The following is a 25,172-nucleotide window of genomic DNA, read 5'->3' as shown; positions in this document are numbered from 1 at the left end:
TGAAACGACTCCGCGCCGATGATAGTGCGGGTTCCCGTGTGAAAGTAGGTCATCGTCAGGCTATTTACCCTCAAAACCCCTCTCAGCGTTAGCTGGGAGGGGTTTTGTCTTTTCGGGTCAAGCTGCTAGCGGACGCGTACAGCGCTGCCGGAGATTTCGAGCGTCCCGCTGCGCGCCAAATCCCCTAGCAATTCGGCGGTCCAAGCGTCCAGCGGTATGTGGGCGTAGTGCAGCCTCCACATGCGGCGATGTATTGGGGTTTCCTGGGCCCAATCCTGCAGCTGGGTCAGGCTACAGCGTCCGACCTCCAGCATGTGGAACATCAGCAAGGCCTTGGCCGCGTGGCGGGTGTGACGCTCGGGGTACCGCCGGAAGAAGGCCAGGCGCGAGCGAGCTTCGCTCAGCGCGCCTACCACATCGCAGAACACGGAGCCATGTCCGGGGATCACGCAACGAACCCCCGCCAGTCCGGCAACCAGATCCAGGGTGCGCTCGACCTCATCGAAGGCGGGTGTGCCGTCCAGCTCCGGGAACACGATGCCAAAGCCCCGCTCCCACAGCGCGTCGGCGGAGATCAGCAGGCCGGCCTCGGGCTCGAAGAGGATCAGGGAATGTGGATCATGTCCGGGGGCGGCCAGACAGTGCCAGGCGCGGCTGCCCTGCTCGAGGATGTGCCCGGGCTGCAGGGCTTGTGCGGGCGCGAAGCGCTCGCAGCGCTGCCCGGTCAAGGCATAGCTCAGCCGTGCCTCGTCCCAGGTCTGAACGGCGGCATAGTCTCCCGGCGGGATCCAGATGGGGCAGCCATGCTCGGCGGCCAGGCGCGCATTGCCGCCGCAATGGTCGGAGTGCAGATGGGTGTTGACGATCAGGCGCAGGCGTTCGCCGCCCAGGGCCTGGCGCAGCAGGGCGGCCGTCTGCTCGGCGTGGCTGCAATAGCCGCTGTCGACCAGCAGGGCGCCCTCGTTGCCGTGCCCATGCATCAGTACCGAGTTGGAAGACAGCCAGCCGCGCTCCAGAACCTGGATGTCCTGCGGCAGCACCGTTGCTCGCCCGCCGGCTGTTGCGAGGCTCATGCCGCGCCGCTGCGCAGCTCGCGCCGCAGGATCTTGCCCACATTGCTCTTGGGCAGCTCGTCGCGGAACTCGATGTATTTGGGGCGCTTGTAGGCGGTGAACTGCTGCTGACAGTAGATGGCCAGGTCTTCTTCGGCCAGCGCGGGGTCTTGCTTGACCACATAGAGCTTGACCGCCTCACCGGAGCGCTCGTCGGGGATGCCCACCGCAGCGCATTCCAGCACGCCCGGATGCAGGCTGACCACCTGCTCGATCTCGGTGGGGTACACATTGAAGCCCGAAACCAGGATCATGTCCTTCTTGCGGTCAACGATGCGCACATAGCCCTGCTCGTCCATCACGCCGATATCGCCGCTCTTGAAGAAGCCGTCCTCGTGCATGACCTTGGCCGTTTCGTCGGGGCGGTTCCAGTAGCCGGCCATCACCTGGGGGCCGCGGATGCAGATCTCGCCCCGCTCGCCCAGGGGCATGTCGCGGCCCTCGTCGTCGCGGATCGCGATCTCGGTGTTGGGCACCGGCAGACCGATGGAGCCGTTGAAGTCGTGCACGTCCACGCGGTTCACCGTGGCCACCGGTGAGGTTTCCGACAGCCCATAGCCCTCCACCACCGGGCAGCCGGTGATCTTGAGCCACTTCTCGGCCGTGGCCTGCTGCACGGCCATGCCGCCGCCGTTGGAGATCAGCAGCTCGCTGAAATCCAGGCGTGCAAAACCGGGGTCGTTGGCCAGGGCGTTGAACAAGGTGTTCACCGCGGGGAACATGTGCACACGGTGCTCGCGCAAGGTGGCGACAAAGCCCGGGATGTCGCGCGGGTTGGGAATCAGCAGATTCGTCATGCCCTGGCGGGCGCCGAGCATATAGCAGGCCGTGAGCGCGAAGATGTGATACAGGGGCAGGGCGCAGACCGTGGTCATGGGTTTGTCGCCCCGCTGGCGCAGCATGGGCGAGAACCAGGCCTCGGACTGCAGGATATTGGCCACCACATTGCGATGCAGCAGGGTCGCGCCCTTGGACACGCCGGTGGTGCCCCCCGTGTACTGCAGAAAGGCCACATCGTCCGGCCCCAGGTCCACCGGGCGCAGGTGCAGGCGTGAGCCCGCGTCCAGGGCCTGGCCGAAGCGCGTCACGCTGCGCTCCTGCCCCAGCGGCAGGCGGTACTCGGGCACCATCTTCTTCAGGTGGCGCACCGCGAAATTGATCAGCGGGCCCTTCCACCAGCTCAGCAGATCACCCAGGCCGGTGAGCAGCACATGGCGGACCTCGGTGCGCTCGACCACCTCTTCCAGCGTGGCGGCGAAGTTCTCCAGCACGATGATGGCGCGCGCGCCCGAGTCCTTGAGCTGGTGCTCCAGCTCGCGCGGGGTGTAGAGCGGATTGACGTTCACGACCGTGTAGCCCGCCCGCAGGATGGCGGCGATGGCCACCATGTACTGCAGCACATTGGGCATCATGATGGCCACCCGGCTGCCGCGCTCCAGGCCCTTGGATTGCAGCCAGGCGCCCAGGGCCTGGGACAGCTCGTCCATCTGGCGAAACGTCAGACGCTGACCCATGCAGATGGCGGCATCGCGATGTGCATGCTTGCGAAACGCCTCTTCCAGCAGCGCCACCAGGGATCGGTAGCTGTCCACCTTCACCGTGGCGGGCACGCCCTCGGGGTAGCTTTTCAGCCAGGGCTTGTCGATGCTCGTCGGGGCCAGCAGCGCGCTCATCGCAGGTCTCCAAAGGTCTTGTTGTCGGTGGCCCGCGGCGCCAAGGCGGCGAGCTTTCCGATGGTCCTGCCAGCCCTGCCGTGCGGGCTAGGGGACTTGCCCTAGGCCGCAGTCGCCTGCGAGACAGTCAGGGATGTCGCCGGTCCTCAGCCGGCAAAGAGCGTGGCCGCCAGCACGCGTTCGCGCGTGGCGATGGTCTGGAGAAACTCCTGCGCGCCCTTCATGGCCTTGAAGGTGTCAAAGCCCGTCTCCAGGAATTGCTGCAGCTCGCCGAGCCCCGCCGCCGCGGCGGGACCGCGCATCATGCGAAGAGCCTGGCGCAGCAGCGGCTTGCGGGTCAAGCCCTCCAGGGCTTCGCCCACGGCCAGCAGCAGGCGGATCTGCTGCTCGCGCTGCGCCGGACTGGCGGCGGCCTGCCAGGCTTGGCGATAGTCCTCGGCGCTGATTTCAAGCCCAGGCAGGTGGCGAGCCATGGCGTTGTCCAGCTTTTCCGAGAGGGCGTGCAACTCGGCCAGCTGGGCCACGGTCAGCACCACCTCCTCGGGGAAGAGGCGTACCAGGGTGGGGACGACACGGGCGAACTGGGCATCGCGCTGGCTGAAGTCCTTGGGGCCGTAGAGCTCATCCAGGAAGAAGCGGGCGGCCGGGCCGTAGCGCGGCGTCTCCAGCAGATCGGCGTAGCTGTGTGCAAATCGTTGCTGCTGGTAATGCTTAAGCGCCAGCACCCGTCGGTCCAGCGCTGGGTCGGCGCGGCGCACGGCGGCCTCGGCCGCCACAGCTTGCAGAAAGTCCTGGATGCGCTCGCGCAGCGCCTGGCGCTCATCGTCCCGATCTGACATGCCTGGATTGTGGCGCGCTCCCGCCGCGCTGCGCATCGGCGATGATGCGCGGCCATGAACGCATGGATTCAACGTCTGCAGCTCTTGCTGCGCATGGGCCTGGCTGCGGGCCTGGCACTGTGGGCTTGGCCCGAGCAAGGCGCTTGGGCGGCCCTTGCCTGGGCCCTGCTGGGTTTCTGGGCTTATGGCTTGATACTGGCCCTGGGTTTTGTGGCGCTGCATTGGGTCAACCGGGCCGAGCCGGCGGGGCGGCCGGGCCTGGTGCAGCTGCTGGTGAGCGCTTGGCGCGAATTCTGGGTCTGCGAGCGGGTCTTTGCCTGGCTGCAGCCCTTTCGCGCGGAGGCCGAGCCCGACCATCTGCCCGCTCAGCCCAATGGCCGGCGTGGGGTGCTGCTGCTGCATGGCTACAGCTGCAATCGTGGCTTGTGGAACAGCTGGCTGCGGCGCCTGCGTGCCCAGGGCCATGCCTGCGTGGCCCCTACGCTGGAGCCGGCCTATGGCTCCATTGATGCCTATGCAGACCTGATCGAGGCGGCGCTGCAGCGCCTGGAGCGGGCCACGGGTCAGCCACCCCTGGTGGTGGCCCACAGCATGGGCGGCTTGGCGCTACGGGCCTGGTGGCGGCGCCATGGGGGCGGGCGGCCGGAGCGCCTGCATCGTGTGATCACCCTGGGCTCGCCGCACCATGGCACCTTGCTGGCCGCGGTAGCGAGCACGCCCAACGGGCGTCAGATGCGGCGAGGCTGCGACTGGCTGCAGCAGTTGGAGGCCGGAGAGTCGGCCGACTTCCGCGCGCGCCTGCTCTGCGTCTACAGCAATGCCGATCAGGTGGTCTATCCCGCCGGCACCGCCGTGCTGAGCGGCACCGAGGCCCGGCACCTGGCCGGGCGGGGGCATCTGCAACTGGCCTTTGATCCTCAGGTCTGGGCCTGGGTTCAGGCCGAGCTGGGCGCTGCGGCCTAAAGCGCCCTCCCATCCCGGGAGGGCGGGATGCATCAGACCGAGGCCTTGTCGTCCTTCAGGACGCCGCGGCGGATCTGGTCCAGCTCGATGCTCTCAAACAGGGCCTTGAAGTTGCCCTCGCCGAAGCCCTCATTGCCCTTGCGCTGGATCAGCTCGAAGAAGATGGGGCCGATCACTTCCTTGGTGAAGATCTGCAGCAGCAGCTCCTTCTCGGCGCCCAGATGGGCCGCGCCGTCGATCAGGATGCGCAGGCGGCGCAGATCGTCCACGCGCTCGCCATGGCCGGGCAGGCGCTTGTCGATCAGGTCGAAGTAGGTGTCGATGGTGTCCTGGAACACCACGCCGCCGGCCTTCATGCCCTCGACGGTCGTGTAGATGTCGTCGGTGCCCAGGGCCACGTGCTGGATGCCCTCGCCGTGATACAGATCCAGGTACTCGGCGATCTGGCTCTTGTCGTCGCTGCTCTCGTTGATGGGGATGCGGATCTTGCCGCAGGGGCTGGTCATGGCTTTGCTCTTCAGGCCGGTCAGCTTGCCCTCAATGTCGAAGTAGCGCACCTCGCGGAAGTTGAACAGGCGCTCGTAGAAGTCAGCCCATTCCTTCATGCGACCGCGGAAGACGTTGTGCGTCAGGTGGTCGATATAGGTCAGTCCATTGCCCTTGGGGTTGGCATCCACGGGCTTGCCCTCAGCGTCCAGCAGGGGCACGAAGTCCACGTCGTAGATCGAGATATTGCCGATCTCACCGGCGGCGGCGCCGTTCTTGCCCTGCCAGCGGTCCACCAGATAGATCAGCGAGTCGCCAATGCCCTTGATGGCCGGAATGTTCAGCTCCATGGGGCCGGTCTTGTTGTCAAAGCCCCAGGCACCCAGCTCCAGCGCGCGCTGGTAGGCATGGGCGGCGTCCTTGACGCGGAAGGCGATGGCGCAGATCGAGGGGCCGTGCAGGCGCGCAAAGCGCTGGGCAAAGCTGTCGCTCTCGGCATTGATGATGAAGTTCACGCCGCCCTGGCGGTACAGGGTCACGTTCTTGTGGCGGTGCTTGGCCACGGCGGTGAAGCCCATGGTTTCGAACAGCTGGCCGAGCGCGGCGGGATCGGGTGCGGCGAATTCGATGAACTCGAAGCCATCGGTGCCCATGGGGTTGTCCCAGGGAGTGAATGCGGCCATGGCGGGGTCTCCTGCTTTGAATGCCTTGCGATAGGTCAAGACTTTAGAAGGGCCGGGGCGCAGGATTCTTGCGATCTCAGGCGCGAGCTTTGTCGCGAGCGCAGGAATCCTGCGAAACTCCAAGTATGGAAGGTGAAATCCAGCTCGATGCCATAGACCGGCGCATTCTGAGGGCGTTGCAGCAGGACGGCCGTGTCACCTATGACGCCCTGGCCGCCCAGGTCAATCTCTCGGCCTCGGCCGTGCTGCGCCGTGTGCGGCGGCTGGAGGAGTCGGGCGCGATCCAGGCCTATGTGGCCCTGGTGCGTCCCGAGAAGGTGGGGCTCTCGCTCACGGCTTACATCAATGTGCGCTTGGAAAAGCAGACCGAGAGCCACAAGCGCAACCCCATGGACCTGTTCCGCGCCGCGGTGCAGACCTGGCCCGAGGTGGTGGAATGCGCGGCCCTGACCGGCGAGATGGACTATCTGTTGCGTGTGCTGGTGCAGGACATGGCGCATTACGCCCGCTTCATCAGCGAGACCCTGCTCAAGCACCCCAGCGTGCAGGACTGCAAGACCAGCTTTGTGCTGGACCGGTTGAAGAACACCACCGCCGTGCCCCTGTAGGGCTTCAGCGCCGCGTCAGCACCACCGCCAACTCGAACCAGCCGCGCTCATGGCGCACGGCCGGGTAGGGCGGGGCTGGCCAGTCCCAGCGCTCGGCCGGGAAGAGGGCGCGCATGGCGTTGATGTCGCCGTGGTAGGGCGGGCCTTCCACCCGACCCTGGTCCGCGCCTTCGCGGCGCGCCTGCATGAAGAGCGCCAGCAGCAGGCCGCCGGGCCGGAGCCAGGCATGCAGCTGTTGCGCATAGCGCTGCCATTGATCAGGGTGCAGGGCGCACAGGCAGGTCTGCTCGTAGACGCGGTCCTGCGCCTGCTCGGGCTGCCAGGCCAGTACATCGGCCTGCAGCACCCGGCCGGGCAGCGCCCCGAGGCGTTCGCGCGCCAGGGTCACAGCGGCCGGTGCGTAGTCCAGGCCGGTGGCGGCAATGCCGGCCTGACCCAGGGCCTGCAACTCATGGCCGCGGCCGCAGCCCGGCACCAGCACCTGCTGGCCCGGGCTCAAGAGGCCCTGGGCCAGCCAGGCTTGCAGCTGTGGATGGGGCGCGCCGCGGTCCCAGGGGGTGTCGCCGCGCTCAAAGCGTTCTTGCCAGAAGTCTTGGCTGGGGCCGGCCATGCGAGTCTCAGACATCCAGTTCGTGCACCAGTCGCTCCGCCGCGCCGGGTGCCAGATTGAGCAGCTGCGCGATATCGCTGAGATCGTCGGGTACGGCCGGATCGTCCCAGCCATCGGCGGTGTGTCGGGCCAGGCGCACGGCCAGACGAACGGTCTGCACCTGCGGGTCCAGGCCGCGCTTGTCGTCGGTGATGTGGGCCAGCAGCTCGGGCAGATGCCAGGCCTTCATCAAGGACTGCTCCAGGTCAGCCAGTTCGATATTGAGGACGTCACGCTGCACCGCGGCGCTGCGCAGTTGACGATTCATGGACTGCCGCTGGCGGATTTGCAGGGCCAAGGCAGGGGCATGAATCCACAGCAGCATCTCGGCAAAGTCGTGCAGGCAGGCCGCGCTGTGGATCACGGCCGAGTCGGGGTCTGCGCGGTGCGCGGCAAAGCCCAGGGCGAAGTGCGCGGCCCGGTCCGCGCGACGCAGCACCCGCATCAGCCCGTCCAGGGCCGCCGGCTGCTGGCGCAAATGTTCTTCGACCGTAGGTTGGGGACCGAAAGCCCGAAAGAAGGGCGTGATGCCCATCCAGACGATGGCGGCGGTCACCGTCTCGGCATCGGTGTGACGCTTGTCAGGGTGGTAGGCCGCGGCATGGGCCAGCACCTTCAGCGTCATCAGCGGGTCCGAGATCAGCATCTCGCCAATGCTGTTGGCATCGAAGGCGTCTTCATTGGCGCGCATCAGCTCCAGCGACTCGGCGGTGCTGGCCAGCACGGGGATCTCCGCCGAACGAAAGGCAGCGGTCCAGGCTCCCAGGCTGGGCAGGGCCTCTTGCAGCGGCAGGATCGGGGCGGGCGGAGTCATGCAGGATCACCGTGTTCTTGTGGTGATCGTATATCGGCATGAACTCGCCCGCACTGAAGCCTGGGCGCGGCGGCCAGGGCTCACAACCGGGTGACGCCGGGCAGCAGGCCGACCAGCTGGCCGTCCTGATAAAGGGCGCCTTCGGGCGCTCCGGCCTCGGCGTAGAACTCCAGCTCGGGCACCGTGCGGCGACGCCCCTGACTGGTCAGGCGCTCGGCCAGCCGCAGCAGGCCGCTGCCGCTGCGCCGCAGGCCGCCAGCCAGTTGCTGGCGCCAGACGGGACGGCTGATCAGGCTGGGTTCCACCGGGGCCCGGCCCCGCAGTTGAATGGTCTTGGTCTTCATGATGCATCTCCCGTGGGGGATGCCCCTGAGCTGCTGTGTGTCAGGGGCTGTGGTCTATCGAGGGCAGCTGACGGATTTCCTTCAGCAATGCATGCTTGGCCTGCTGGCGCAGCCCCTTGCGCGCGCTGCCATGGCGGCCTGCCAGGCGTTGCAGACTGGGGGCGACCAGGGGATTGCGCGGCTTGCGCAGCTTCAGCTGCAGGCCTTGAGGGCGCGGAGAGGTGAACTGGGGCATAAGCCACTCCTTGCGAGCCGGGCTCGCGGTCATCGGGTCATGGGCGCCGCGCTGCCGTGGGCAGTGCGGCTGTTTGGGCGGAGGATTCCGCGCATGCGGCGGCGCCACTGGGCAACACGCAGCGTTCTGAACTGAGAAGAAAGACAGTCGGTCAGAGCCCGGACGGGCCGGTGGCTCTTGCGCGTACCGAGCTCAGCAGCATCGCGGTCTGGCTGATCGCGCCGTGGCCAGGTTCGGGCTGTACGGCGGAACTGCAGCGGCGAGCGCTTGGGCGATCGGTGAGGTCAGGGTTGGGCCTTGCGGCCTGAGGGCCTCGTTGTGGTGAACCAAGTCCACAACTTGCGCAAATGATAAACAATTGATTATCTTGCGCAAGTGGTTTTTATCTTTGTGCCACAACAAATTAGGGGTGCCCATGCCACGGCATCGCGGGCGGCCGGCCTTGCGAAGCGATGCCGGGGCGCGCCGGGCCCCCGGCGAGGTTCAGCGTTTCTTGCCCTTGAGCGGGGCCACGCCCTGCTGCAGCTTGCGCCAGGCCTCGACGGCCTCGTCCACCGGCGGCGCTGCCGGTGGCTTGGGGGGGCGCACCACACCCGGTGCCAGGGGCGCACGCGCGACGACAGCGGCCGGGGCGGGCGGGGCCGCCAAAGGCGCCCCGGGAGTCAGCACCTCGCCCAGCAGGTCCAGCAGCCGGGTACGGGCGCGTTGAGGGTGGCGCCGGTAGTAGGTGAGCACCAGGCCGACGATGAAGCGCTCGTCATCATCCTGGGGCAGCCCCGGAAGGGGCTCGGCGGCCGTGGCGCTGCCCGCGGCCGGGTTCAGATGCTCCTGGTCCATCCAGCCCATGGGCTTGTGGCTCAGTTGCTCGAACTGGCGCGCCAGGCGCTCGCCGATCTGGCGCGAGCGGCCTTTGATCTGGCTCCAGTAGCTGGGTTGGATCTGCAAACGCTCCGCGAACCGACGCTCCAGGCCCCGCAGGGTGGCGGCGTCGGGATGCTTGACGGTGGCGGTGACGAACTCTTCGAACAGGATCAGCGCGTTGTCCAGGCGGATCTGCGCAAGGTCCCGGGGGGCGGTGGACATATGCCTATGATAAAGCCGCCTTGATCGGTGGCCCCCACCAGCTGGTGGCGCACATGCCTTCTTGATAAAGAAGCGAGCATCAGTTGCTCAATCATCCTCGCGCAGCTGGTAGCCCGCCACCAGCTGGGCCTGGGTCGTGGGCGGTACCGGTTCGTAGTGCGAGAGCGTCAGGGTGTAGCGGCCCTGGCCGCCGCTCAGGGCATTGAGCCGGTTCTGGTAGCTGGCCAGCTCGGCCAGCGGGGCCAGGCCTTGCACCGCGATTACGCCGGGCACCGGCGAGCGCGTGCCGCTGACCTGGCCGCGTCGTGCCGCCAGATCGCCGGTGATATCGCCCATGGCGCTCTCCGGCGCGCTGATCTCCACCGCGACGATGGGCTCCAGCACCAGGGGGCGGGCCTCACGCACCGCGGCCACCAGGGCCTTGCGGCCGGCGCTGACAAAGGCCACCTCCTTGCTGTCCACCGAATGGTGCTTGCCGTCGAACACCGTCACGCGCAGGTCCACCAGGGGGTGGCCCGAAATCACGCCGGCCGCGCAGGCCTGGCGCACCCCCTTCTCGACCGCGGGCATGAACTGACCCGGGATCACCCCGCCCTTGACCGCGTCCACGAACTCGATGCCCGCCCCGCGCGCCAGGGGCTCCACACGCAGCCAGACCTCGCCGAACTGCCCGGCGCCACCGCTTTGCTTCTTGTGGCGGTGGTGACCCTCGGCCGCGGCCGAGATGGTTTCGCGGTAGGCAATGCGCGGGGGCTGGGTGTGGATCTCGAGGCGGTAGGTCTCGCGCAGGCGCTCCAGCAGCAGGCGCAGGTGCAGCTCGCCCAGGCCGTAGACCAGGGTCTCGTTGGTGGCCGCCGCCTGCTCGACCCTGAGGCAAGGGTCCTCGTCCACCAGGCGGTTCAGGATTTCCCAGAGTCGTTGCTCGTCGCCATGCCTGGCCGGGCTGATGGCCAGGCCATGCACCGGAACGGGAAAGTCCAGCGCTGCCAGATGGATGTGGGCATCCTCCGGGTCGTCGTGCAGCACGGCATCAAAGTGCAGCTCCTCGACCTTGGCGATGGCGCAGAGTTCGCCGGGCAGGGCCTGCTCGATCTCCACATGGGCCTTGCCCTGCAGCCGCAAGAGATGGCTGACGCGAAAGGGCTTGCGCGCATGGCCCACCAGCAGCTGGGCATTCTTGCGCAGCATGCCCTGATGCACGCGCAGCACGCCCATCTTGCCCAGATAGGGGTCCGCCACGATCTTGAACACATGGGCCAGCACATGGGCCTCGGGCTCGGGCAAGGCCTGCAGGGGCAGGGCCTCTGGGCCTTCGCCACGCAGGAACTGCGGCGGGTTGCCCTCGCCCGGATGGGGCAGCAGGCGCTCGATCACGTCCAGCAGCTCGGCCACGCCGGCGCCACTCTTGGCCGAGGCGAAGCACACGGGAATCAGGTGCCCCTCGCGCAGGGCCTGCTCCAGCGGCGCATGCAGCTCGCGCGGGTCCAGATCGCCCTCGCTGAGGTAGCGCTCCACAAAGGCCGCATCCACCTCCACCACCTGTTCCACCAGGGCTTGGTGGGCCAGGCCCACCGAGCCGAAGTCGCTGGCGCCCACGATATTGAAGAAGCAGTCCAGCACGCGGCTGGCGCCCTCGGCCGGCAGGTTCAGGGGCAGGCATTCGCGGCCAAAGGCCTCGCGCAGCTGGGCCAGCAGGCCGGGCAGGTCCACGCCGGGGGCGTCGATCTTGTTGATCACGATCAGGCGATCCAGGCCGCGCTGGGCGGCGACCTCCATCATGCGCGAGGCCATCAGCTCGATGCCGTTCTGCGCATTGATCACGATCACCGCCGTGTCAACGGCCTCCAGCGCGGGCAGGGACTGGCCCACGAAGTCGGGCGCGCCGGGGGTGTCGATCAGGTGCAGGCGCAGGCCCGCATGCTCCATATGCAGCACGCTGCTCTGCAGCGAGTGCTGCAGTTTCTTCTCCAGCGGATCGAAGTCGCTGACGGTATTGCCCCGCTCCACGCTGCCGGCGCTGTCCAGCATGCCGCTGCGCTGCAGCAGGGCCTCGGCCAGGCTGGTCTTGCCCGCGCCCGCCGGGCCCACCAGGGCCAGGCTGCGGATCGCGGCGATCCCGGGGTGGACGGGGCTGGGGCTCTGCGAATCCGCCATGGCGCGCTCCTGCGGCAAAGGGCCGGGCCCCAGCGTAGGGCATGCGCGCCGTGGCGGCAATAGCTCAGAGCACGGGCTGCGGCCTCAGGCTGGGCGTGCCCGCTTCCAGGCCGGTGAAGGCAAAGTCCAGCTCGGGCTGGCGTCCGCTGACGATGTCGGCAATCGCCGCGCCCGAGCCGCAGCCATGGGTCCAGCCCAGGGTGCCATGCCCCGTGTTGAGGAAGAGATTGCGCAGGCGGCTGCGGCCGATATAGGGCACGTTGGAGGGCGTGGCCGGGCGCAGACCGGTCCAGAACTGGGCACCGCGCCCGTCGCTCATCTGCGGGAAGAGTTCGCGGGTACGGCGCACGATGGCCTCGCAGCGCGCCAGGTTCAGCGACGTGTCATAGCCGTTGAGCTCGGCCGTGCCGGCGATGCGCAGGCGGTCGCCCAGGCGCGAGAACACCAGCTTGTACTCGTCGTCGGTGAGCGAGACCTGGTAGCTGTGCTCGGGTGCGATCACGGGCAGGGTGACCGAGTAGCCCTTGGCCGGGTAGATGTTCAGATCCACGCCCAGCTCGCGCGCGAAGCCGCGGCTGAAGGAGCCCATGCACAGCACATAGGCGTCGGCGCGCAGGCGCTGCACGCGGCCGGCGGCGTCCGCCGTGATCAGCTGCGAGACGGCATCGCCCTCGCGCTCGCAACCCAGGATGCGGGTCTCGTAGCGGAACTGCACGCCGGCCTCGACGCAGCGCCGCGCCAGTTCCTGGGTGAAGCGGTGGGCGTCGCCCGACTCGTCGCTGGGCGTCATGCTGCCGCCCACGATCTTGTCGCGGCACTGGGCCAGGGCGGGCTCGATGGCCACACATTCCTCGGGCGTCTTCATGTCCAGCTCGCAGCCCTGTTCGCGCATGATGCGCGCCGGCTCCTGGGCGGCAGCGTACTCGGCCTCGCTGGTGTAGAAGTGCAGGATGCCCTGTGTGCGCTGCTCGTACTGCAGGCCGGTGGCGGCGCGCAGCTCGCGCAGCTTGGCGCGGCTGTACAAGCCCAGGCTCACCATGCTGCGGATATTGCGGGCGGTGCGGCCGGGCGCGCATTCGCGCAGAAAGGCCAGGCCCCAGCGCCATTGGGCCGGATCGGCCCGCAGGCGAAAGAGCAGGGGCGCGTCTTCCTTCATCAACCACTTGAGCACCTTGGCCGGCGCGCCGGGGTTGGCCCAGGGCTCCGCATGCGAGACCGAGACCTGGCCGCCGTTGGCAAAGCTGGTTTCCAGGCCGGCGGCCGGCTGGCGGTCGATGACGGTGACTTCGTGGCCCGCCTGGCGCAGATACCAGGCACTGGTGATGCCGGTCACGCCGGCGCCGAGAACGATGATGTGCATTTGCAGCACTCCTCGCGAGTGCGCGGACGCGACAGCCGGCCGGAGACGTTCCGGCAGCGGAAAACGGCAGGCGCCCGACGCGCGCCGCTCCCGCTGTCCTTGGTACCTGAGAGATTCGACCCACACCACCCGGCGGGGGCCTTGCTCCTTCGGTGGCGCCACCCCAGGGGCGGCGCGCTCTCCAGCATTCGGCTTGTGGCGGATCCAGTACGGGGCCTGAGCGAGTATGGGAGCTTGCGCCTTCGGCGGCCGACCTGTTGCGGGCCGGCACTCTCCTGAATCCGAAGCGCAGTGTATGCGCAATGGGGCGCTCGTGCAGCACCCGGCTCAGCGCGGTAACGCCGCCGCGGCATCCAGCGGTTTGTAGTACAGGGCCGTCGGGCGCAGGCCGCCGTCGGGATTGGCCGCAAAAGCCGGGATCTCGCCGGCCTTGAGCCAGCCCAGATGGGTATAGACCGTCTCGGCATGCGAGCCGGCCTCCGTGTCCAGCACCAGCAGGCTGCGCCCCTGCTGGCGGGCCGCCTGCTCCAAGGCCTTGAGCAACACGCTGGACAGGCCCCGGCCGCGAGCGCTGCGCCGCACCATCAGCTTCTGCACCTCGGCGCGGTGGCGGCCATTGGGCTTGTCGCACAGGGCCAGCTGCACCGTGCCCAGCAGCTGGCCCGCCTCGTCATGCAGCAGCCAGAGCTGCAGGGACTCGTCCAGGCTGCCCAGCACGCGCGTCCAGTACTCCCCCGCCTCGGCCGCGTCCATATCGGCCAGAAAGCCGAGCGAGGCGCCGCCGTGCACCGCATCCTGCAGCAGCGAGATCAGGGCCGGCAGCGCGCTCGTATCACCAGAGGTGACACGGCTGAGATGCAGGGGGTGGTGCGACAGGGGGCTGGCGGGTTCAGACATGGTGCGATCCGTGAATGGTGTAGGCTTGAGATGAAATTGACCGTCGACAAAATATTAACCAATGGTTAGTAAAACTGCAATTCCATTTCTAAATCCGCATCCGCGCCCCAGTGGCCCCAAGGGCCTGCACCGGGCCACCGGCGTCGTGAGCCCGGCGCCCGACGCGGTCGATGGCGAGGGCAAGCCCCTGGCCCGGCCGCAGCCGCGTCAGCGCCAGAAAACGCAAAAGCCCGAGGGGCCGCTGAAGAAGAAGCGCCAGGCGCAGCCGGACAGCGAGACGGCGGCTGGGGGGCGGCGCGCCGCCGCCAGCAGCGCATCGGCCCAGCGCCGGGCGGCACACAAGGCCGATCTGGAGCGGCGCATCCTGGACGCCGCGCGCCAGCTGTTTGCCACCCAGGGCGCGGAGGCCGTGACCCTGCGCGAGGTGGCCGCGGCGGTGGGCTACTCCCACGCCACGATTTACAGCTTCTTCAGCGACAAGGCGGCCTTGCTGGCGCGGCTGGTGGCGGAGTCTCAGGAGGAGCTGTCCGCCCTGCTGGCGGCCGCCCTGGTGCCCGTGCCCCAGCAGTCCAACCCGGCCGCTGCCGCCCTGGGGCGGCTCGTGCGGGCCTATCTGCGCTGGGCGGCGACCCACCCCCACCACTATCGCTTGATGATGCTGGCGTGCAGCGAAGCGCCGCCGGCTGTGTTCGCGCAGCTGGAGGCCTGGCTGGCGTCCCGCGCTTCGGCGGAGCGCGCCCTGCAGGCCCAGACGCTATGGGCGGCCCTGCATGGCGCGGCCTTGCTGGAGATCGTGCAAGTGCCGGCCGGAGGGCTGGACTGGGCGCCGCTGGAGGCGCGTGCAGACGCATTGATCCGCCTGCTGGAGCGCGGACTGCTAACGCAGCCGCCCCGCAGCAGCAGGTCTTAGCGCGCGTCGCTCAGCGCGGGCATATGCAGCCGCTTGTAGTAGCGAGCCGTGCTGTGCAGCCGGCCATCGGCACAGCTGTCGTAGTCCGGCACCTCGCCGGCACGTTGCCAGCCCAGATGCACATAGACGGCCTCGGCCTGGGAGCCCGCTGCGGTGTCCAGCACCAACAGGGTGCGCCCCTGCTGCAGGGCGGCGCATTCCACGCTGGTCATGAGCTGGCTGGCAATGCCGCGACCGCGTGCGCGGCTGTGCACCATCAGGCCCAGAACTTCACCGCGGTGGTGGGCATTCGCGTGGGGGCAGAGGGAAAGTTGTGCCACGCCTTGCAGCTGCGGGGGGCGGCCATCCCCGTCCTCTGAGCCCTCGCAGGCGATCCAGAGGCTCAGATGCGGGCCCAGCCGGGCAAAGACACCATGCCAGTAGTCCATGGCGGCATAGCGAGACAGCGGCGCCAGAAAGCCCAGAGTGGCGCCCTGGTGCACGCTGTCGGTGAGCAGATCGCACAGGGCGGGCAGCCATTGCAGATCGCGCGAGCTCAGGCGCCGGATATCGGGGCGAGGGCGCGCCTGCAGGGCGGCGGGCAGGGCGGGACGTGTGCTTTTGCTGAGGGTGCTGCGCTCGTAGCGGGGCACGCCCAGGCCCAGTTCGATCAGGGGTGCGGAGGCGGAGGTGGCGGAATTCGCGGTACGGAAGAACATGGCAGGACTGCTCGGTAAAGCCAGGATCTGATCAAGCCGACGCGCTTGTGAATCACGCCGGCACCGCACAGGCTTAAGCAAATGGCATGCCAGTCCCGCCGGGCCGCGCCGCGCTACTGCTCGGCGCCGGGTTCTGCCGCCAAACCGCCACCGCCGCTGCGGCGGGCGCCGCGCAGGGCGGCATCGGCCCGACGCAGCAAGTCCTCGATGTCGCGGTCACCGTGACGCAGCCGGGCCCAGCCGGCGCTGTAGCTCAGCGCCTGTTCCGGCTGCTCCGGCGCTGACTCGCGCAGGGCCAGCGTCAGGCGCTGATGCAGGGCCTGGGGCCCCTGGTCCTCGCTGCGGGCCAGCAGCACCGCGAAGCACTCCTCGTCCACCCGCGCCAGCAAATCGCCGGGGCGCAGCTGGGCTTCCAGGCAGTGGGCAAAACGCTGCAGCAGGCGTTCGACCTGCTCCGCCCCCTGCTGCTCGCCCAGGGGCTTGAGCCCATCGGGCGAGAACAGGCTGAGCAGCAGGGGCTCCTGGTAGCGACGCGCCATGGCCATCATGTCCACGGCTCGCTCGGTGAAGGCGCGGCGATTGGGCAGACCGGTGAGGGTGTCGCTCTGCACGCGACGCACAAAAGCCGCCTCGATCTCTCCGCGCCAGGCGACGAGCACCGAGGCCAGGCTCAGTACCAGGGCCACATTGCTCAGCACGGCGGCCAGCACATTGACCGGATGGGGGCTGTAGAAGCTGGGGTAGGCCGCGGTGTCGAAGGCCGCCAGGGCGCCGCGCCAGAAGGTCAGCACTGCCAGCAGCAGCAGGCAGACCAGCAGCAGGCCGCGCCAGCGCCGGCTGCGGCGTGTCAGCGCGGGCTCTTGGTTCCGAAGTGGCCGGGCCAGCAGGGCACAGAGCCAGAGCAGTTGCAGGCCGAAGCCGGCATTGCTGACGCCCACCCGCAGAGCGTAGCTGTCGTAGAGCAGGGCGTAGGCCAGGGCGATGAGGGCCGGCAGCGCCAGCATCAGGCGTCGGCCGCGGGCCGTGCCCAGCCAGCAGCCCAGGGCCAGCCACAGGGCGCTGAGCGAGGCGCTGATCAGGGCCATGGCCAGGGTGCCCAGCCATCGCTCGGCCACGACGGCGGCCGAGAGCAGGGCCAGCCAGCCCGCGCCCTGCAGGCCCATGGAGAGCTGGGCCAGGCGGGCGCCCTGGCTGGCCGCGCGCCAGCCCATCAGCAGGGGCAGCAGCAGCGCCAGGGCCAGGGCCTGGATGACCAGCAGGCTGAACAGGGTGGCGATGTCCAATTGCATGATGGCGCCGGTCTCCTCGGGCTAGAGGCTCAGAGCTTACTGGAAGGCCACCTCCGCGAAGCTGCGCAGCTTGCGGCTGTGCAACTGGTCGGGCCCCTGGGCGCGCAGCAGCTCGATGGCGCGCAGGCCGATGCGCAGATGCTGGTCCACGCGCTCGCGGTAGAACTGGTTGGCCATGCCGGGCAGCTTGATCTCGCCGTGCAGGGGCTTGTCGGACACGCACAGCAAGGTGCCGTAGGGCACGCGGAAGCGGAAGCCGTTGGCCGCCAGGGTGGCGCTTTCCATGTCCAGGGCCACGGCACGGCTCTGGCTGAAGCGGCGCTCCGGGCCGGGGTAGGGCAGCAGCTCCCAGTTGCGGTTGTCGGTGGAGGCCACGGTGCCGGTGCGGAAGATGCGCTTGAGCTCGGCACCCTTCAGGCCCGTGACTTGGGCGACCGCGGCTTCCAGGGCCACCTGGATCTCGGCCAGGGGCGGGATGGGCACCCACAGGGGCAACTCCTCGTCCAGCACATGGTCCTCGCGCACATAGGCATGGGCCAGCACATAGTCGCCCAGGGCCTGGCTGTTGCGCAGGCCGGCGCAGTGGCCCAGCATCAGCCAGGCATGCGGGCGCAGCACGGCGATATGGTCGCTGATGGTCTTGGCATTGGCCGGGCCCACGCCGATGTTCACCATGGTGATGCCGCTGCGGTCGCGGCGTATCAGGTGGTAGGCCGGCATCTGGGGCAGGCGGGGCAGGGCCTGGCCCAGGGCGTCGATGTCCTCGGCGGGCAGGCCCAGGCGGCGGGTGACGAGATTGCCGGGCTCCACGAAGGCGATGCAGTCGTCGTGCTCGTCGGGTGCGGCCGGGTCGGGCGCGCGCTGCATCAGGCCCTGGCCCAGGCGGCAGAACTCGTCGATGTAGAACTGGTAGTTGGTGAAGAGCACGAAGTTCTGGAAGTGCTCGGGCGAGCAGCCGGTGTAGTGGCGCAGGCGATGCAGGGAGTAGTCCACCCGCGGCGCGGTGAACAGGGCCAGGGGTTCGGGCGTGCCGGGGGCGCTGCGATGGGTGCCGTTGGCAATGCCGTCGTCCATGGCGGCCAGATCGGGCAGGTCGAAGAGGTCGCGCATGCGCAGGCGGCGCTCGGCGCTCAGGCTGCCCTCCACATGCTCATGCTCGGACAGGGCGAAGTGCAGCGGGATGGGCTGGTGGCTGCTGCCCACTTCCAGGGCCTGGCCGTGGTTGTCCAGCAGCAGCTGGAACTGCTCGCGGAAGTAGTCGCCGAAGAGGTCGGGGCGGGTCAGCGTGGTCTCGTAGACACCGGGCCCGGCGACGAAACCGTAGGCCAGATGCGAGGGCGGCTGGGCGCGTGCCACGGTGTCGGTGCGCAGACGCACAAAGGGGTAGCAGGCGCGCACCGGGCCGATGTCCTCGCCGGCCACAAAGCGTTGCAGGGCCTCGCGCAGGCAGGCCGTACCGGCGGCATAGATCTGCTGGGCCCGGTTCAGCGCGGCCTGGGCATCGAGGAAGGACTCGGGAGCGAAGAAGGGCGCCTGCAGCGCCTGGGCACGGATGGCTGTCATGGGGCCATTGTGAACCGCCCCCGTGAAGCGCGCGCTACTTGAGCGGGATGGGCGTGGCGCGGTCCACCGGCACCGCGGTCACGCTGTTCTGGGGCGAGCCTTCGATCAGGCGCTCCGAATAGGTCAGATAGACCAGGGTGTTGCGCTTGGGGTCCACCATGCGCACGATGCGCAGGCGCTTGAACACCAGGGAGGTGCGTTCGCTGAACACCTCTTCCTGCTTGGGCAGGGCTCTCTCGATCACGATGGGGCCCACCTGGCGGCAGGCGATGGAGGCTTCGCTCTTGTCCTCGGCCAGGCCCAGGGCGCCCTTGATGCCGCCGGTCTTGGCGCGCGAGACAAAGCAGGTCACGCCCTGCACCTTGGGGTCGTCATAGGCATCGACCACGATCTTGTGGTCGGGGCCTATCCATTTGAAGACCGTATCCACCTCGCCGATGGGCTCGGCCCGCACGCAGGCCGCCAGCAGGCCCAGGCCTGCCAGCAGGGTGCAGCCCAGGGCTGCCGGACGCCAGGCCGATGAGGCGCACAGGGACTTGAGGCGGGCGCTTGAATTCATGCGGTGATCAAGAAGCAACTCGGGCCCCGACCATAACGCAAGCGCCGAGGGCGCGGCGCAGGGCCGCGGCTCGCTCGCCCCACGAGCTCAGAGACCGCGCTGCAGCTGCACCCCGCGGCGGCGGGCCAGATCGAGGGCGCAGCCGCCGTTTCGAACCGCGTGATAGCCCAGTTGGCGCAGCAGGCTCAGCGCCTGCTCGGCCCGAGCGCCCGTGGCGCAGTACAGCAGGACGGGTGTTTCCCGGTCGGGCACGCGCTGCAGCACTTCTTGCGCCAGCCGCGGTAGCGGCAGGCAATGTGCCCCCGGCAGGTGTCCATTCATGAACTCCGCGTAGGAGCGCACATCGATCAGGAGGGCTGTATCGTCCTGTGCCTCTGGGTGCACATATTCGCCTTCCCAGGGCAGGGGCTCAAGCTCGGCCTCGCGGGGCAAGAGTTCAGACATCCAGGCCATGTGGTACTCCTTGGCAGATGGGTCTGCCTATGGTGCAGGCTGGCCGGCGGCTTGTACAGCCCGCGGCTGCATCACCCTGGCGCTCTCGTGCGGCGGCTGAGCCTCGACATCGCCGCCGGCCCGCTGCCAGAGCCAGGCCAGGCCGGCGCGCACATCGCCGCGCGCGCCCGCGGCCTCGGCGCTCTCCAGGCGTTCCAGACCTTGCGGCGTCTCGCGGGCCACCACAAAGCTGAAGACATAGTGCGGTTCCTGGCCCATGCGCAGATCGCTGATGCGCACCAGGCCGGCCGCGTCGCGCTCCAGCTTGATGAAGCCGTCGCTGAAACGGCTGAGGGTCTGGACCGGGGCGTGGTCACGCAAGGCCTCCTGGAGCTCGGCGCCGCGCGAATAGGACTGGAAGCGCAGCGGACCGGGCGCGTCCAGCAGGGAATGGAAGCCTTCCAGATAGCCCTCGGGCGTCAGGGCCACGATGCGCCACAGCACGGTGTTGAAGGGGCTGGGCGTGACCAGCAGGGCCTGGACCTTGTGCTCGGCCAGCTGCTCGCGCGCCAGGCGGCTCACATGCTGCTGGGCCAGGGCGCTCCAGGCCAGGTAGGCGCAGGACAGCAGCAGGCCCAGCGCGTTCCAGCGCAGCGCATGGGCGCCGTTGCGCAGGGCCACCCCGGTGCCGATCAAGAGGGGCAGGGTGTAGAGCGGGTCGATGATAAAGATGCTGCCCAGGCCCAGCGGCTCGCTGGAGAAGGGGCGCAAGAGCTGGGTGCCGTAGATGGTCATCCAGTCCAGCAGCGGGTGGGTGATCAGGGTCAGCCAGGTGGCGAGCACCCAGCGGCGCAAGTGCTGACGCTCACCCAGCAGCCAGGCGAAGCTCGTGCCCAGCGGGGCCGCCAGCAGGCTGAGCCAGAACAGGGCATGGCTGTCCGCCCGGTGCAGCACCATATTGCTGAGCGCGTCACCATGGTCGATCAGGGCATCCAGATCGGGCAGGGTGCCGCAGGCGGCACCCCAGAGGGCGGCTTTCCACAAGGCCGTGCGGCGGCCCATGACGGCCACGCTGACGGCGGCACCCAGGGCGATTTGGGAGATTGAATCCATGGGCGCGGATTCTGCCCACGCCCGGCCAGCCGGCGCAGGCGCGGGGGCATTGCCTGCGGCGCCAATGGCGTATGCTGCGCGCCCTGTTCACCGACTGCCCTGCCATGTCCGACGCCGACGACCGCCCCATCATCCAGGAAGCTCGCCTCTGGCAGGACGAGCGCTGGACCGCGCGCGTGATCAAGAACGAGGACGACGAGGGCTGGGCCGTGGCCATGACCCTGGCGGGCGAGAGCGAGCCGGCCCTGGTGGGGCCCTGGACCATGGGGCGGGACAAGAAGAACCCCAAGCCACTGGATGTGAATGCCTTCAACACCCTGGTGAAGACGGCCTCCGAGGTGCTGCGCCGCCATGAGCAGCAGCTGCATGCCCAGCTGCACCAGAGCCTGCGCGTGCATGTGGGCGAGCAGGTGCTGGAGGTCTGCCTGGACATCGTGCCCGATGAGCTGGAGCCCTATGCCCTGCTGAGTGCCCGCGCCCCGGGCGAGGACGAGGTCCTGGCCCAGGTCAAGGTGCGGCCGAACTACAAGCTCAGCCGCGCCAGCGCCACGGCCTGGGTGGAGGGCGGCTTTCAGCGCCCGGCCTGATTACATGCTGCGGCGGTACTGGCCGCCCACCTCGAACAGGGCGCTGGTGATCTGACCCAGGGAGCAGACGCGCACCGCGTCCATCAGCACCTCGAAAACATTGCGGTTCTCGATCACGGCCTGCTGCAGGCGCTGCAGCATGGCCGGGCCGTCGGCCGCGTGGCGCTGGTGGAAGTCGGCCAGGCGGCTGAGCTGACTTTGCTTTTCTTCCTCGGTGGAGCGGGCCAGTTCGATGTGCTCGGGCACCGGGTCGCCATGCGGGTTGCGGAAGGTGTTGACGCCGATGATGGGGTACTCGCCGGTGTGCTTGAGCATCTCGTAGTGCAGGCTTTCCTCCTGGATGCGGCCACGCTGGTAGCCGGTCTCCATGGCGCCCAGCACGCCGCCGCGCTCGGCAATGCGCTCGAACTCCTGCAGCACCGCCTCTTCCACCAGCTCGGTCAGCTCCTCGATGATGAAGGCGCCCTGGCTGGGGTTCTCGTTCTTGGCCAGGCCCCATTCGCGGTTGATGATGAGCTGGATGGCCATGGCGCGGCGCACGCTCTCCTCGGTAGGCGTGGTGATGGCCTCGTCGTAGGCGTTGGTGTGCAGGCTGTTGCAGTTGTCGTAGATCGCGATCAGGGCCTGCAGGGTGGTGCGGATGTCGTTGAAGGCGATTTCCTGGGCGTGCAGGCTGCGGCCCGAGGTTTGGATGTGGTACTTCAGCTTTTGCGAGCGCTCGTTGGCGCCGTACTTGTCGCGCATGGCCACGGCCCAGATGCGGCGCGCCACGCGGCCCAGCACGGTGTACTCCGGGTCCATGCCGTTGCTGAAGAAGAAGCTCAGATTGGGCGCGAAGTCGTCGATGTGCATGCCGCGCGCCAGATAGGCCTCCACAAAGGTGAAGCCGTTGGACAGCGTCAGCGCCAGCTGGCTGATGGGGTTGGCGCCCGCCTCGGCGATGTGATAGCCGGAGATGCTCACCGAGTAGAAGTTGCGCACATTGTGGTGCACGAAGTACTCGGCGATATCGCCCATCACCTTGAGCGAGAACTCGGTGGAGAAGATGCAGGTGTTCTGGCCCTGGTCTTCCTTCAGGATGTCGGCCTGCACGGTGCCGCGCACATTGGCCAGCACCCAGTCCCGGATCTTGGCGGCCTCGTCGGCCGTGGGGGCGCGGCCGTTGTCGGCGCGGAACTTGTCCAGCTGCTGGTCGATGGCGGTGTTCATGAACATCGCCAGGATGGTGGGCGCCGGCCCGTTGATGGTCATGGACACGCTGGTCGTGGGGCTGCAGAGGTCGAAGCCGTCGTACAGCACCTTCATGTCTTCCAGCGTGGCGATGGACACGCCGGAGTTGCCCACCTTGCCGTAGATGTCCGGCCGCGGGTCGGGGTCAGCGCCGTAGAGCGTGACCGAGTCGAAGGCGGTGGACAGGCGCTTGGCCGGCATGCCCTCGCTGACCAGCTTGAAGCGGCGGTTGGTGCGGAAGGCATCGCCCTCGCCGGCGAACATGCGGGTGGGATCCTCGCCCTCGCGCTTGAAGGCGAAGACGCCGGCCGTGTAGGGGAAGCTGCCCGGCACGTTTTCCAGCAGCAGCCACTTGAGCAGCTCGCCATGGCACTCGTACTGCGGCAGCACCACCTTGCGGATCTTGGTGCCGGAGAGGCTGGTGTGGATCAGGCTGGTGCGGATCTCCTTGTCGCGGATCTTCACCACGTACTCGTCGCCGGCATAGGCCTTCTGCATATCCGGCCACTGCGCCAGCAGCTGGGCATTGGCGGGCAGCAGCTGCAGCTCGCGGGCCTGGGCCAGCTCACCCAGGGCGCCGACCGCACCCGCCTTGGACGGGTTGTCGGCCTGCAGCATGGCAATAGAAGCGCGCAGCTGCTGGGCCTCGCGCGCGAGGCGGGCCTGGGCGCGGGCCGACTTCTTGTAGCCACGCACGGTGTCGCTGATCTCGGCCAGGTAGCGCACGCGCGCGGCCGGCACGATAGGGGTCTGGTGCGTGCTGTGGCGGGTCTGCACCGCGGGCAGGCGGCCCTCGGCAACGTTCAGACCCAGCTCGGCCAGGCGGGCTTTCAGGGCCTGGTAGAGCGCGGTGACGCCGTCGTCATTGAAGCGGCTGGCCATGGTGCCGAAGACCGGCATCTCCTCGGGCCGCTTGCCCCAGGCCTCCTTGTTGCGCTGCACCTGCTTGGCCACATCGCGCAGCGCGTCCAGCGCGCCCTTGCGGTCGAACTTGTTGATGGCCACGAACTCGGCGAAGTCCAGCATATCGATCTTCTCGAGCTGGCTGGCGGCGCCGAACTCGGGCGTCATCACATACATGGGCACATCCACATGCGGCACGATGGCGGCGTCGCCCTGGCCGATGCCCGAGGTCTCCACGATCACCAGGTCAAAGCCCGCCACCTTGGCCGCGGCCACCACATCGGGCAGAGCCTGGGAGATCTCGCTGCCGAAGTCGCGCGTGGCCAGGCTGCGCATGAAGACGCGGGCGCCGTTCTGCCAAGGGCTGATGGCGTTCATGCGGATGCGGTCGCCCAGCAGGGCGCCGCCACTCTTGCGGCGCGAGGGGTCGATGGAGATCACGGCCACGCGCAGCGCGTCGCCCTGGTCCAGGCGCAGACGGCGGATCAGCTCGTCGGTGAGGCTGCTCTTGCCCGCGCCGCCGGTGCCGGTGATGCCCAGCACCGGCGTCTTGATCTGCTGGGCCGCGGCCTGCAGCGCGGCCACAAGCCCCGCATCGGCCTTGCCGTTTTCCAGCGCCGTGATCAGGCGGGCCAGGGCGCGCCAGGCATCCTGGCCATGGCCGCGGATGGCGTCCAGCGACTGCGGCGCGGCCTCGGAGAGATCGCGGTCGCAGCGCATGACCATCTCGCCGATCATGCCTTGCAGGCCCATGCGCTGGCCGTCCTCGGGGCTGTAGATGCGCACGCCGTGTTCATGCAGATCGCGGATCTCGGCCGGCACGATCACGCCGCCGCCGCCGCCGAAGACCTGGATGTTCTCGCCGCCGCGCGCGCGCAGCAGCTCCACCATGTACTTGAAGTACTCGACATGGCCACCCTGGTAGCTGCTGATGGCAATGCCCTGCACGTCTTCCTGCAGCGCGGCGTTCACCACCTCGTCCACCGAGCGGTTGTGGCCCAGGTGGATGACCTCGGCCCCCATGCTCTGCAGGATGCGCCGCATGATGTTGATCGCGGCGTCATGGCCGTCAAACAGGCTGGCGGCCGTCACGAAGCGCACCTTGTTGGCGGGGCGGTACTCGGCCAGGGCTTTGTACTCGGCGGACAGATCGGTCATGGCTTGTCTCCTGCGTGGTCGGCTCGGGGCGGCCGCGGCCACGCTGTCTTTCTATCAGCAGGGATGGCTGGATTCTAGGGTTTGATTGACGTTTACGTAAACGTCAAATCAAGTCCGGGTGGGGCGGCATGCTTTTTGCGCGATGAGGGCAGACCGTCTGCCGCCCCTGCCCATGCTCCAGCCCTCCAGCCCGTCGCCCCCTGCTTACAGCCCGGCCCAGCCCGGCGCGGCGGGCTTGCGCGTGCTCCTGATCGACGACGGCGCGCACCGGGTGGAGCTGATCCGGCAGGAGCTCACCCGCCAGGGCTGCGAGGTGGTGGGTGTGATCGACTCCGCCACCTTGATCCACGATTGCGTGCTGCGCCTCAAGCCCGATGTGGTGATCGTGGACAGCGAGTCCCCCACCCGGGACACGGTGGAGAACCTCGCCCTGCTCAACAGCCAGATGCCGCGGCCGGTGGTGGTGTTCTCCGAGGATGCGGCGGACGACCCCATGCGGCGGGCCCTGCAGGCCGGGGTGAGTGCCTATGTGGTGGCGGGCTTGCAGCCGTCACGGCTGGCGCCGGTGCTGCAGGTGGCGATTGCCCGCTTCGAGCAAGACCTGGCCCTGCGCCAGGAGCTGAACAAGGCCCAGGCCCAGCTGAGCGGGCGCAAGAGCATCGAGCGCGCCAAGGGCATTCTGATGAGCGAGCAGGGCCTGGACGAGGATGCGGCCTACAAGCGCCTGCGGCGCCTGGCCATGGATCGTGGTGAGCCGCTGGCCGTGGTCGCCGAGCGCGTGATCGAGGCACATCAGCTGCTGCGCCCATCCTGAGGCGGCGCCCGCACCA

Annotated in this window: 24 protein-coding genes and 2 riboswitches; of the genes, 5 read left to right on the top strand and 19 right to left on the bottom strand. The window is 68.5% G+C overall.

The genetic code is table 11. The features are described 5' to 3' along the window. Window positions 1-125: 125 nt before the first annotated feature. The 3 genes from DFR39_RS19265 to DFR39_RS19255 form a co-directional block, all read right to left on the bottom strand. Window positions 126-1,073, bottom strand: a complete 948-nt coding sequence (locus DFR39_RS19265; protein ID WP_133605465.1) for an MBL fold metallo-hydrolase — start codon at window positions 1,071-1,073, stop codon at window positions 126-128. Then, window positions 1,070-2,758 carry a long-chain-fatty-acid--CoA ligase gene (locus tag DFR39_RS19260; protein ID WP_133605474.1) on the bottom strand — a complete coding sequence of 563 codons (1,689 nt, stop codon included), beginning with the start codon at window positions 2,756-2,758 and terminating at the stop codon, window positions 1,070-1,072. The genes DFR39_RS19265 and DFR39_RS19260 overlap by 4 nt, the downstream gene beginning before the upstream one ends. Before the next feature lie 173 nt (window positions 2,759-2,931). Next, entirely contained in the window at window positions 2,932-3,624 is a 693-nt protein-coding gene (locus DFR39_RS19255; protein WP_133605464.1) for a DUF8198 family protein, read from the bottom strand. 54 nt (window positions 3,625-3,678) lie between these two features. Between DFR39_RS19255 and DFR39_RS19250 the strand changes: the two genes are divergently transcribed. Further along, complete coding sequence (locus tag DFR39_RS19250) at window positions 3,679-4,587, top strand: esterase/lipase family protein (RefSeq protein ID WP_162849592.1); 909 nt, start codon at window positions 3,679-3,681, stop codon at window positions 4,585-4,587. 32 nt (window positions 4,588-4,619) lie between these two features. On the opposite strand, the gene hppD is transcribed toward DFR39_RS19250, so the two are convergent. Further along, window positions 4,620-5,756, bottom strand: coding sequence for a 4-hydroxyphenylpyruvate dioxygenase (gene hppD, locus DFR39_RS19245; protein WP_133605463.1), 1,137 nt, complete (start codon window positions 5,754-5,756; stop codon window positions 4,620-4,622). 125 nt (window positions 5,757-5,881) lie between these two features. Here hppD and DFR39_RS19240 point away from each other — a divergent pair, with 125 nt between their 5' ends. Next, the gene (locus DFR39_RS19240; RefSeq protein ID WP_133605462.1) at window positions 5,882-6,364 is read left to right on the top strand and encodes an Lrp/AsnC family transcriptional regulator; all 483 of its coding nucleotides are present in this window, start codon (window positions 5,882-5,884) and stop codon (window positions 6,362-6,364) included. 4 nt (window positions 6,365-6,368) lie between these two features. Here DFR39_RS19240 and DFR39_RS19235 read toward each other — a convergent pair whose 3' ends face one another. The 8 genes from DFR39_RS19235 to DFR39_RS19200 form a co-directional block, all read right to left on the bottom strand. Then, window positions 6,369-6,974, bottom strand: coding sequence for a methyltransferase domain-containing protein (locus tag DFR39_RS19235; protein WP_133605472.1), 606 nt, complete (start codon window positions 6,972-6,974; stop codon window positions 6,369-6,371). A 7-nt stretch (window positions 6,975-6,981) separates the two neighbouring features. Beyond that, a complete protein-coding gene (locus tag DFR39_RS19230) occupies window positions 6,982-7,827 on the bottom strand; it encodes an HDOD domain-containing protein (RefSeq protein ID WP_133605461.1) in 846 nt (281 codons plus the stop codon). Window positions 7,828-7,907: 80 nt separating this feature from the next. Next, window positions 7,908-8,171, bottom strand: coding sequence for a hypothetical protein (locus DFR39_RS19225; RefSeq protein ID WP_133605460.1), 264 nt, complete (start codon window positions 8,169-8,171; stop codon window positions 7,908-7,910). Window positions 8,172-8,211: 40 nt separating this feature from the next. Continuing rightward, window positions 8,212-8,406: a hypothetical protein gene (locus DFR39_RS19220; protein ID WP_133605459.1), complete on the bottom strand. Its 195-nt coding sequence runs from the start codon at window positions 8,404-8,406 to the stop codon at window positions 8,212-8,214. Window positions 8,407-8,889: 483 nt separating this feature from the next. Continuing rightward, window positions 8,890-9,489 (bottom strand): hypothetical protein, encoded by a 600-nt coding sequence (locus DFR39_RS19215; RefSeq protein ID WP_133605458.1) that lies wholly within the window; start codon window positions 9,487-9,489, stop codon window positions 8,890-8,892. An 87-nt stretch (window positions 9,490-9,576) separates the two neighbouring features. After that, window positions 9,577-11,643 (bottom strand): elongation factor G, encoded by a 2,067-nt coding sequence (fusA, locus tag DFR39_RS19210; protein ID WP_133605457.1) that lies wholly within the window; start codon window positions 11,641-11,643, stop codon window positions 9,577-9,579. Between the two features lie 64 nt (window positions 11,644-11,707). Further along, window positions 11,708-13,060: a D-amino acid dehydrogenase gene (locus DFR39_RS19205; protein WP_484335607.1), complete on the bottom strand. Its 1,353-nt coding sequence runs from the start codon at window positions 13,058-13,060 to the stop codon at window positions 11,708-11,710. A gap of 26 nt (window positions 13,061-13,086) precedes the next feature. Continuing rightward, window positions 13,087-13,198: riboswitch (glycine riboswitch) on the bottom strand. Then, window positions 13,199-13,291, bottom strand: a riboswitch (glycine riboswitch). It abuts the riboswitch before it with no gap. A 39-nt stretch (window positions 13,292-13,330) separates the two neighbouring features. After that, window positions 13,331-13,900, bottom strand: a complete 570-nt coding sequence (locus DFR39_RS19200; RefSeq protein WP_133605455.1) for a GNAT family N-acetyltransferase — start codon at window positions 13,898-13,900, stop codon at window positions 13,331-13,333. Window positions 13,901-14,045: 145 nt separating this feature from the next. Here DFR39_RS19200 and DFR39_RS19195 point away from each other — a divergent pair, with 145 nt between their 5' ends. Next, window positions 14,046-14,810 (top strand): TetR/AcrR family transcriptional regulator, encoded by a 765-nt coding sequence (locus DFR39_RS19195; protein ID WP_162849591.1) that lies wholly within the window; start codon window positions 14,046-14,048, stop codon window positions 14,808-14,810. Here the strand turns inward: DFR39_RS19195 and DFR39_RS19190 are convergent. The 6 genes from DFR39_RS19190 to DFR39_RS19165 form a co-directional block, all read right to left on the bottom strand. Continuing rightward, complete coding sequence (locus tag DFR39_RS19190) at window positions 14,807-15,508, bottom strand: GNAT family N-acetyltransferase (protein WP_133605453.1); 702 nt, start codon at window positions 15,506-15,508, stop codon at window positions 14,807-14,809. The genes DFR39_RS19195 and DFR39_RS19190 overlap by 4 nt on opposite strands. Before the next feature lie 113 nt (window positions 15,509-15,621). Further along, window positions 15,622-16,797 (bottom strand): GGDEF domain-containing protein, encoded by a 1,176-nt coding sequence (locus tag DFR39_RS19185; RefSeq protein ID WP_133605452.1) that lies wholly within the window; start codon window positions 16,795-16,797, stop codon window positions 15,622-15,624. A 36-nt stretch (window positions 16,798-16,833) separates the two neighbouring features. After that, window positions 16,834-18,360 (bottom strand): AMP nucleosidase, encoded by a 1,527-nt coding sequence (locus DFR39_RS19180; RefSeq protein WP_133605451.1) that lies wholly within the window; start codon window positions 18,358-18,360, stop codon window positions 16,834-16,836. Between the two features lie 34 nt (window positions 18,361-18,394). Beyond that, window positions 18,395-18,919 carry a CreA family protein gene (locus DFR39_RS19175; protein WP_133605450.1) on the bottom strand — a complete coding sequence of 175 codons (525 nt, stop codon included), beginning with the start codon at window positions 18,917-18,919 and terminating at the stop codon, window positions 18,395-18,397. 87 nt (window positions 18,920-19,006) lie between these two features. Further along, window positions 19,007-19,372, bottom strand: coding sequence for a rhodanese-like domain-containing protein (locus tag DFR39_RS19170; RefSeq protein WP_246030902.1), 366 nt, complete (start codon window positions 19,370-19,372; stop codon window positions 19,007-19,009). Window positions 19,373-19,399: 27 nt separating this feature from the next. Then, entirely contained in the window at window positions 19,400-20,464 is a 1,065-nt protein-coding gene (locus DFR39_RS19165) for a metal-dependent hydrolase (RefSeq protein ID WP_133605449.1), read from the bottom strand. Between the two features lie 104 nt (window positions 20,465-20,568). On the opposite strand from DFR39_RS19165, the gene DFR39_RS19160 reads away from it, so the two are divergent. After that, a complete protein-coding gene (locus DFR39_RS19160; protein WP_133605448.1) occupies window positions 20,569-21,051 on the top strand; it encodes a hypothetical protein in 483 nt (160 codons plus the stop codon). Here DFR39_RS19160 and icmF read toward each other — a convergent pair whose 3' ends face one another. Next, window positions 21,052-24,342, bottom strand: a complete 3,291-nt coding sequence (gene icmF, locus DFR39_RS19155) for a fused isobutyryl-CoA mutase/GTPase IcmF (RefSeq protein ID WP_133605447.1) — start codon at window positions 24,340-24,342, stop codon at window positions 21,052-21,054. It abuts the gene before it with no gap. Window positions 24,343-24,484: 142 nt separating this feature from the next. Between icmF and DFR39_RS19150 the strand changes: the two genes are divergently transcribed. Beyond that, window positions 24,485-25,156, top strand: coding sequence for an ANTAR domain-containing response regulator (locus DFR39_RS19150; protein WP_133605446.1), 672 nt, complete (start codon window positions 24,485-24,487; stop codon window positions 25,154-25,156). Window positions 25,157-25,172: the final 16 nt, after the last annotated feature.

It is taken from the genome of Roseateles asaccharophilus, assembly GCF_004362405.1.
GTDB classification, from domain to species: Bacteria; Pseudomonadota; Gammaproteobacteria; order Burkholderiales; family Burkholderiaceae_C; genus Kinneretia; species Kinneretia asaccharophila.
The sequence above is the reverse complement of the archived record's forward strand: the minus strand, read 5'-3'. Positions and strand labels throughout refer to the sequence as shown.

What these genes read in the sequence shown, in the direction of transcription:
- DFR39_RS19265 (WP_133605465.1), bottom strand. Translation starts at nt 1,073, where the DNA reads ATGAGCCTCGCAACAGCCGGCGGGCGAGCAACGGTGCTGCCGCAGGAC.
- DFR39_RS19255 (WP_133605464.1), bottom strand. Translation starts at nt 3,624, where the DNA reads ATGTCAGATCGGGACGATGAGCGCCAGGCGCTGCGCGAGCGCATCCAG.
- DFR39_RS19250 (WP_162849592.1), top strand. Translation starts at nt 3,679, where the DNA reads ATGAACGCATGGATTCAACGTCTGCAGCTCTTGCTGCGCATGGGCCTG.
- hppD (WP_133605463.1), bottom strand. Translation starts at nt 5,756, where the DNA reads ATGGCCGCATTCACTCCCTGGGACAACCCCATGGGCACCGATGGCTTC.
- DFR39_RS19240 (WP_133605462.1), top strand. Translation starts at nt 5,882, where the DNA reads ATGGAAGGTGAAATCCAGCTCGATGCCATAGACCGGCGCATTCTGAGG.
- DFR39_RS19235 (WP_133605472.1), bottom strand. Translation starts at nt 6,974, where the DNA reads ATGGCCGGCCCCAGCCAAGACTTCTGGCAAGAACGCTTTGAGCGCGGC.
- DFR39_RS19230 (WP_133605461.1), bottom strand. Translation starts at nt 7,827, where the DNA reads ATGACTCCGCCCGCCCCGATCCTGCCGCTGCAAGAGGCCCTGCCCAGC.
- DFR39_RS19225 (WP_133605460.1), bottom strand. Translation starts at nt 8,171, where the DNA reads ATGAAGACCAAGACCATTCAACTGCGGGGCCGGGCCCCGGTGGAACCC.
- DFR39_RS19220 (WP_133605459.1), bottom strand. Translation starts at nt 8,406, where the DNA reads ATGCCCCAGTTCACCTCTCCGCGCCCTCAAGGCCTGCAGCTGAAGCTG.
- DFR39_RS19215 (WP_133605458.1), bottom strand. Translation starts at nt 9,489, where the DNA reads ATGTCCACCGCCCCCCGGGACCTTGCGCAGATCCGCCTGGACAACGCG.
- fusA (WP_133605457.1), bottom strand. Translation starts at nt 11,643, where the DNA reads ATGGCGGATTCGCAGAGCCCCAGCCCCGTCCACCCCGGGATCGCCGCG.
- DFR39_RS19200 (WP_133605455.1), bottom strand. Translation starts at nt 13,900, where the DNA reads ATGTCTGAACCCGCCAGCCCCCTGTCGCACCACCCCCTGCATCTCAGC.
- DFR39_RS19190 (WP_133605453.1), bottom strand. Translation starts at nt 15,508, where the DNA reads ATGTTCTTCCGTACCGCGAATTCCGCCACCTCCGCCTCCGCACCCCTG.
- DFR39_RS19185 (WP_133605452.1), bottom strand. Translation starts at nt 16,797, where the DNA reads ATGCAATTGGACATCGCCACCCTGTTCAGCCTGCTGGTCATCCAGGCC.
- DFR39_RS19180 (WP_133605451.1), bottom strand. Translation starts at nt 18,360, where the DNA reads ATGACAGCCATCCGTGCCCAGGCGCTGCAGGCGCCCTTCTTCGCTCCC.
- DFR39_RS19175 (WP_133605450.1), bottom strand. Translation starts at nt 18,919, where the DNA reads ATGAATTCAAGCGCCCGCCTCAAGTCCCTGTGCGCCTCATCGGCCTGG.
- DFR39_RS19170 (WP_246030902.1), bottom strand. Translation starts at nt 19,372, where the DNA reads ATGGCCTGGATGTCTGAACTCTTGCCCCGCGAGGCCGAGCTTGAGCCC.
- DFR39_RS19165 (WP_133605449.1), bottom strand. Translation starts at nt 20,464, where the DNA reads ATGGATTCAATCTCCCAAATCGCCCTGGGTGCCGCCGTCAGCGTGGCC.
- DFR39_RS19160 (WP_133605448.1), top strand. Translation starts at nt 20,569, where the DNA reads ATGTCCGACGCCGACGACCGCCCCATCATCCAGGAAGCTCGCCTCTGG.
- icmF (WP_133605447.1), bottom strand. Translation starts at nt 24,342, where the DNA reads ATGACCGATCTGTCCGCCGAGTACAAAGCCCTGGCCGAGTACCGCCCC.
- DFR39_RS19150 (WP_133605446.1), top strand. Translation starts at nt 24,485, where the DNA reads ATGAGGGCAGACCGTCTGCCGCCCCTGCCCATGCTCCAGCCCTCCAGC.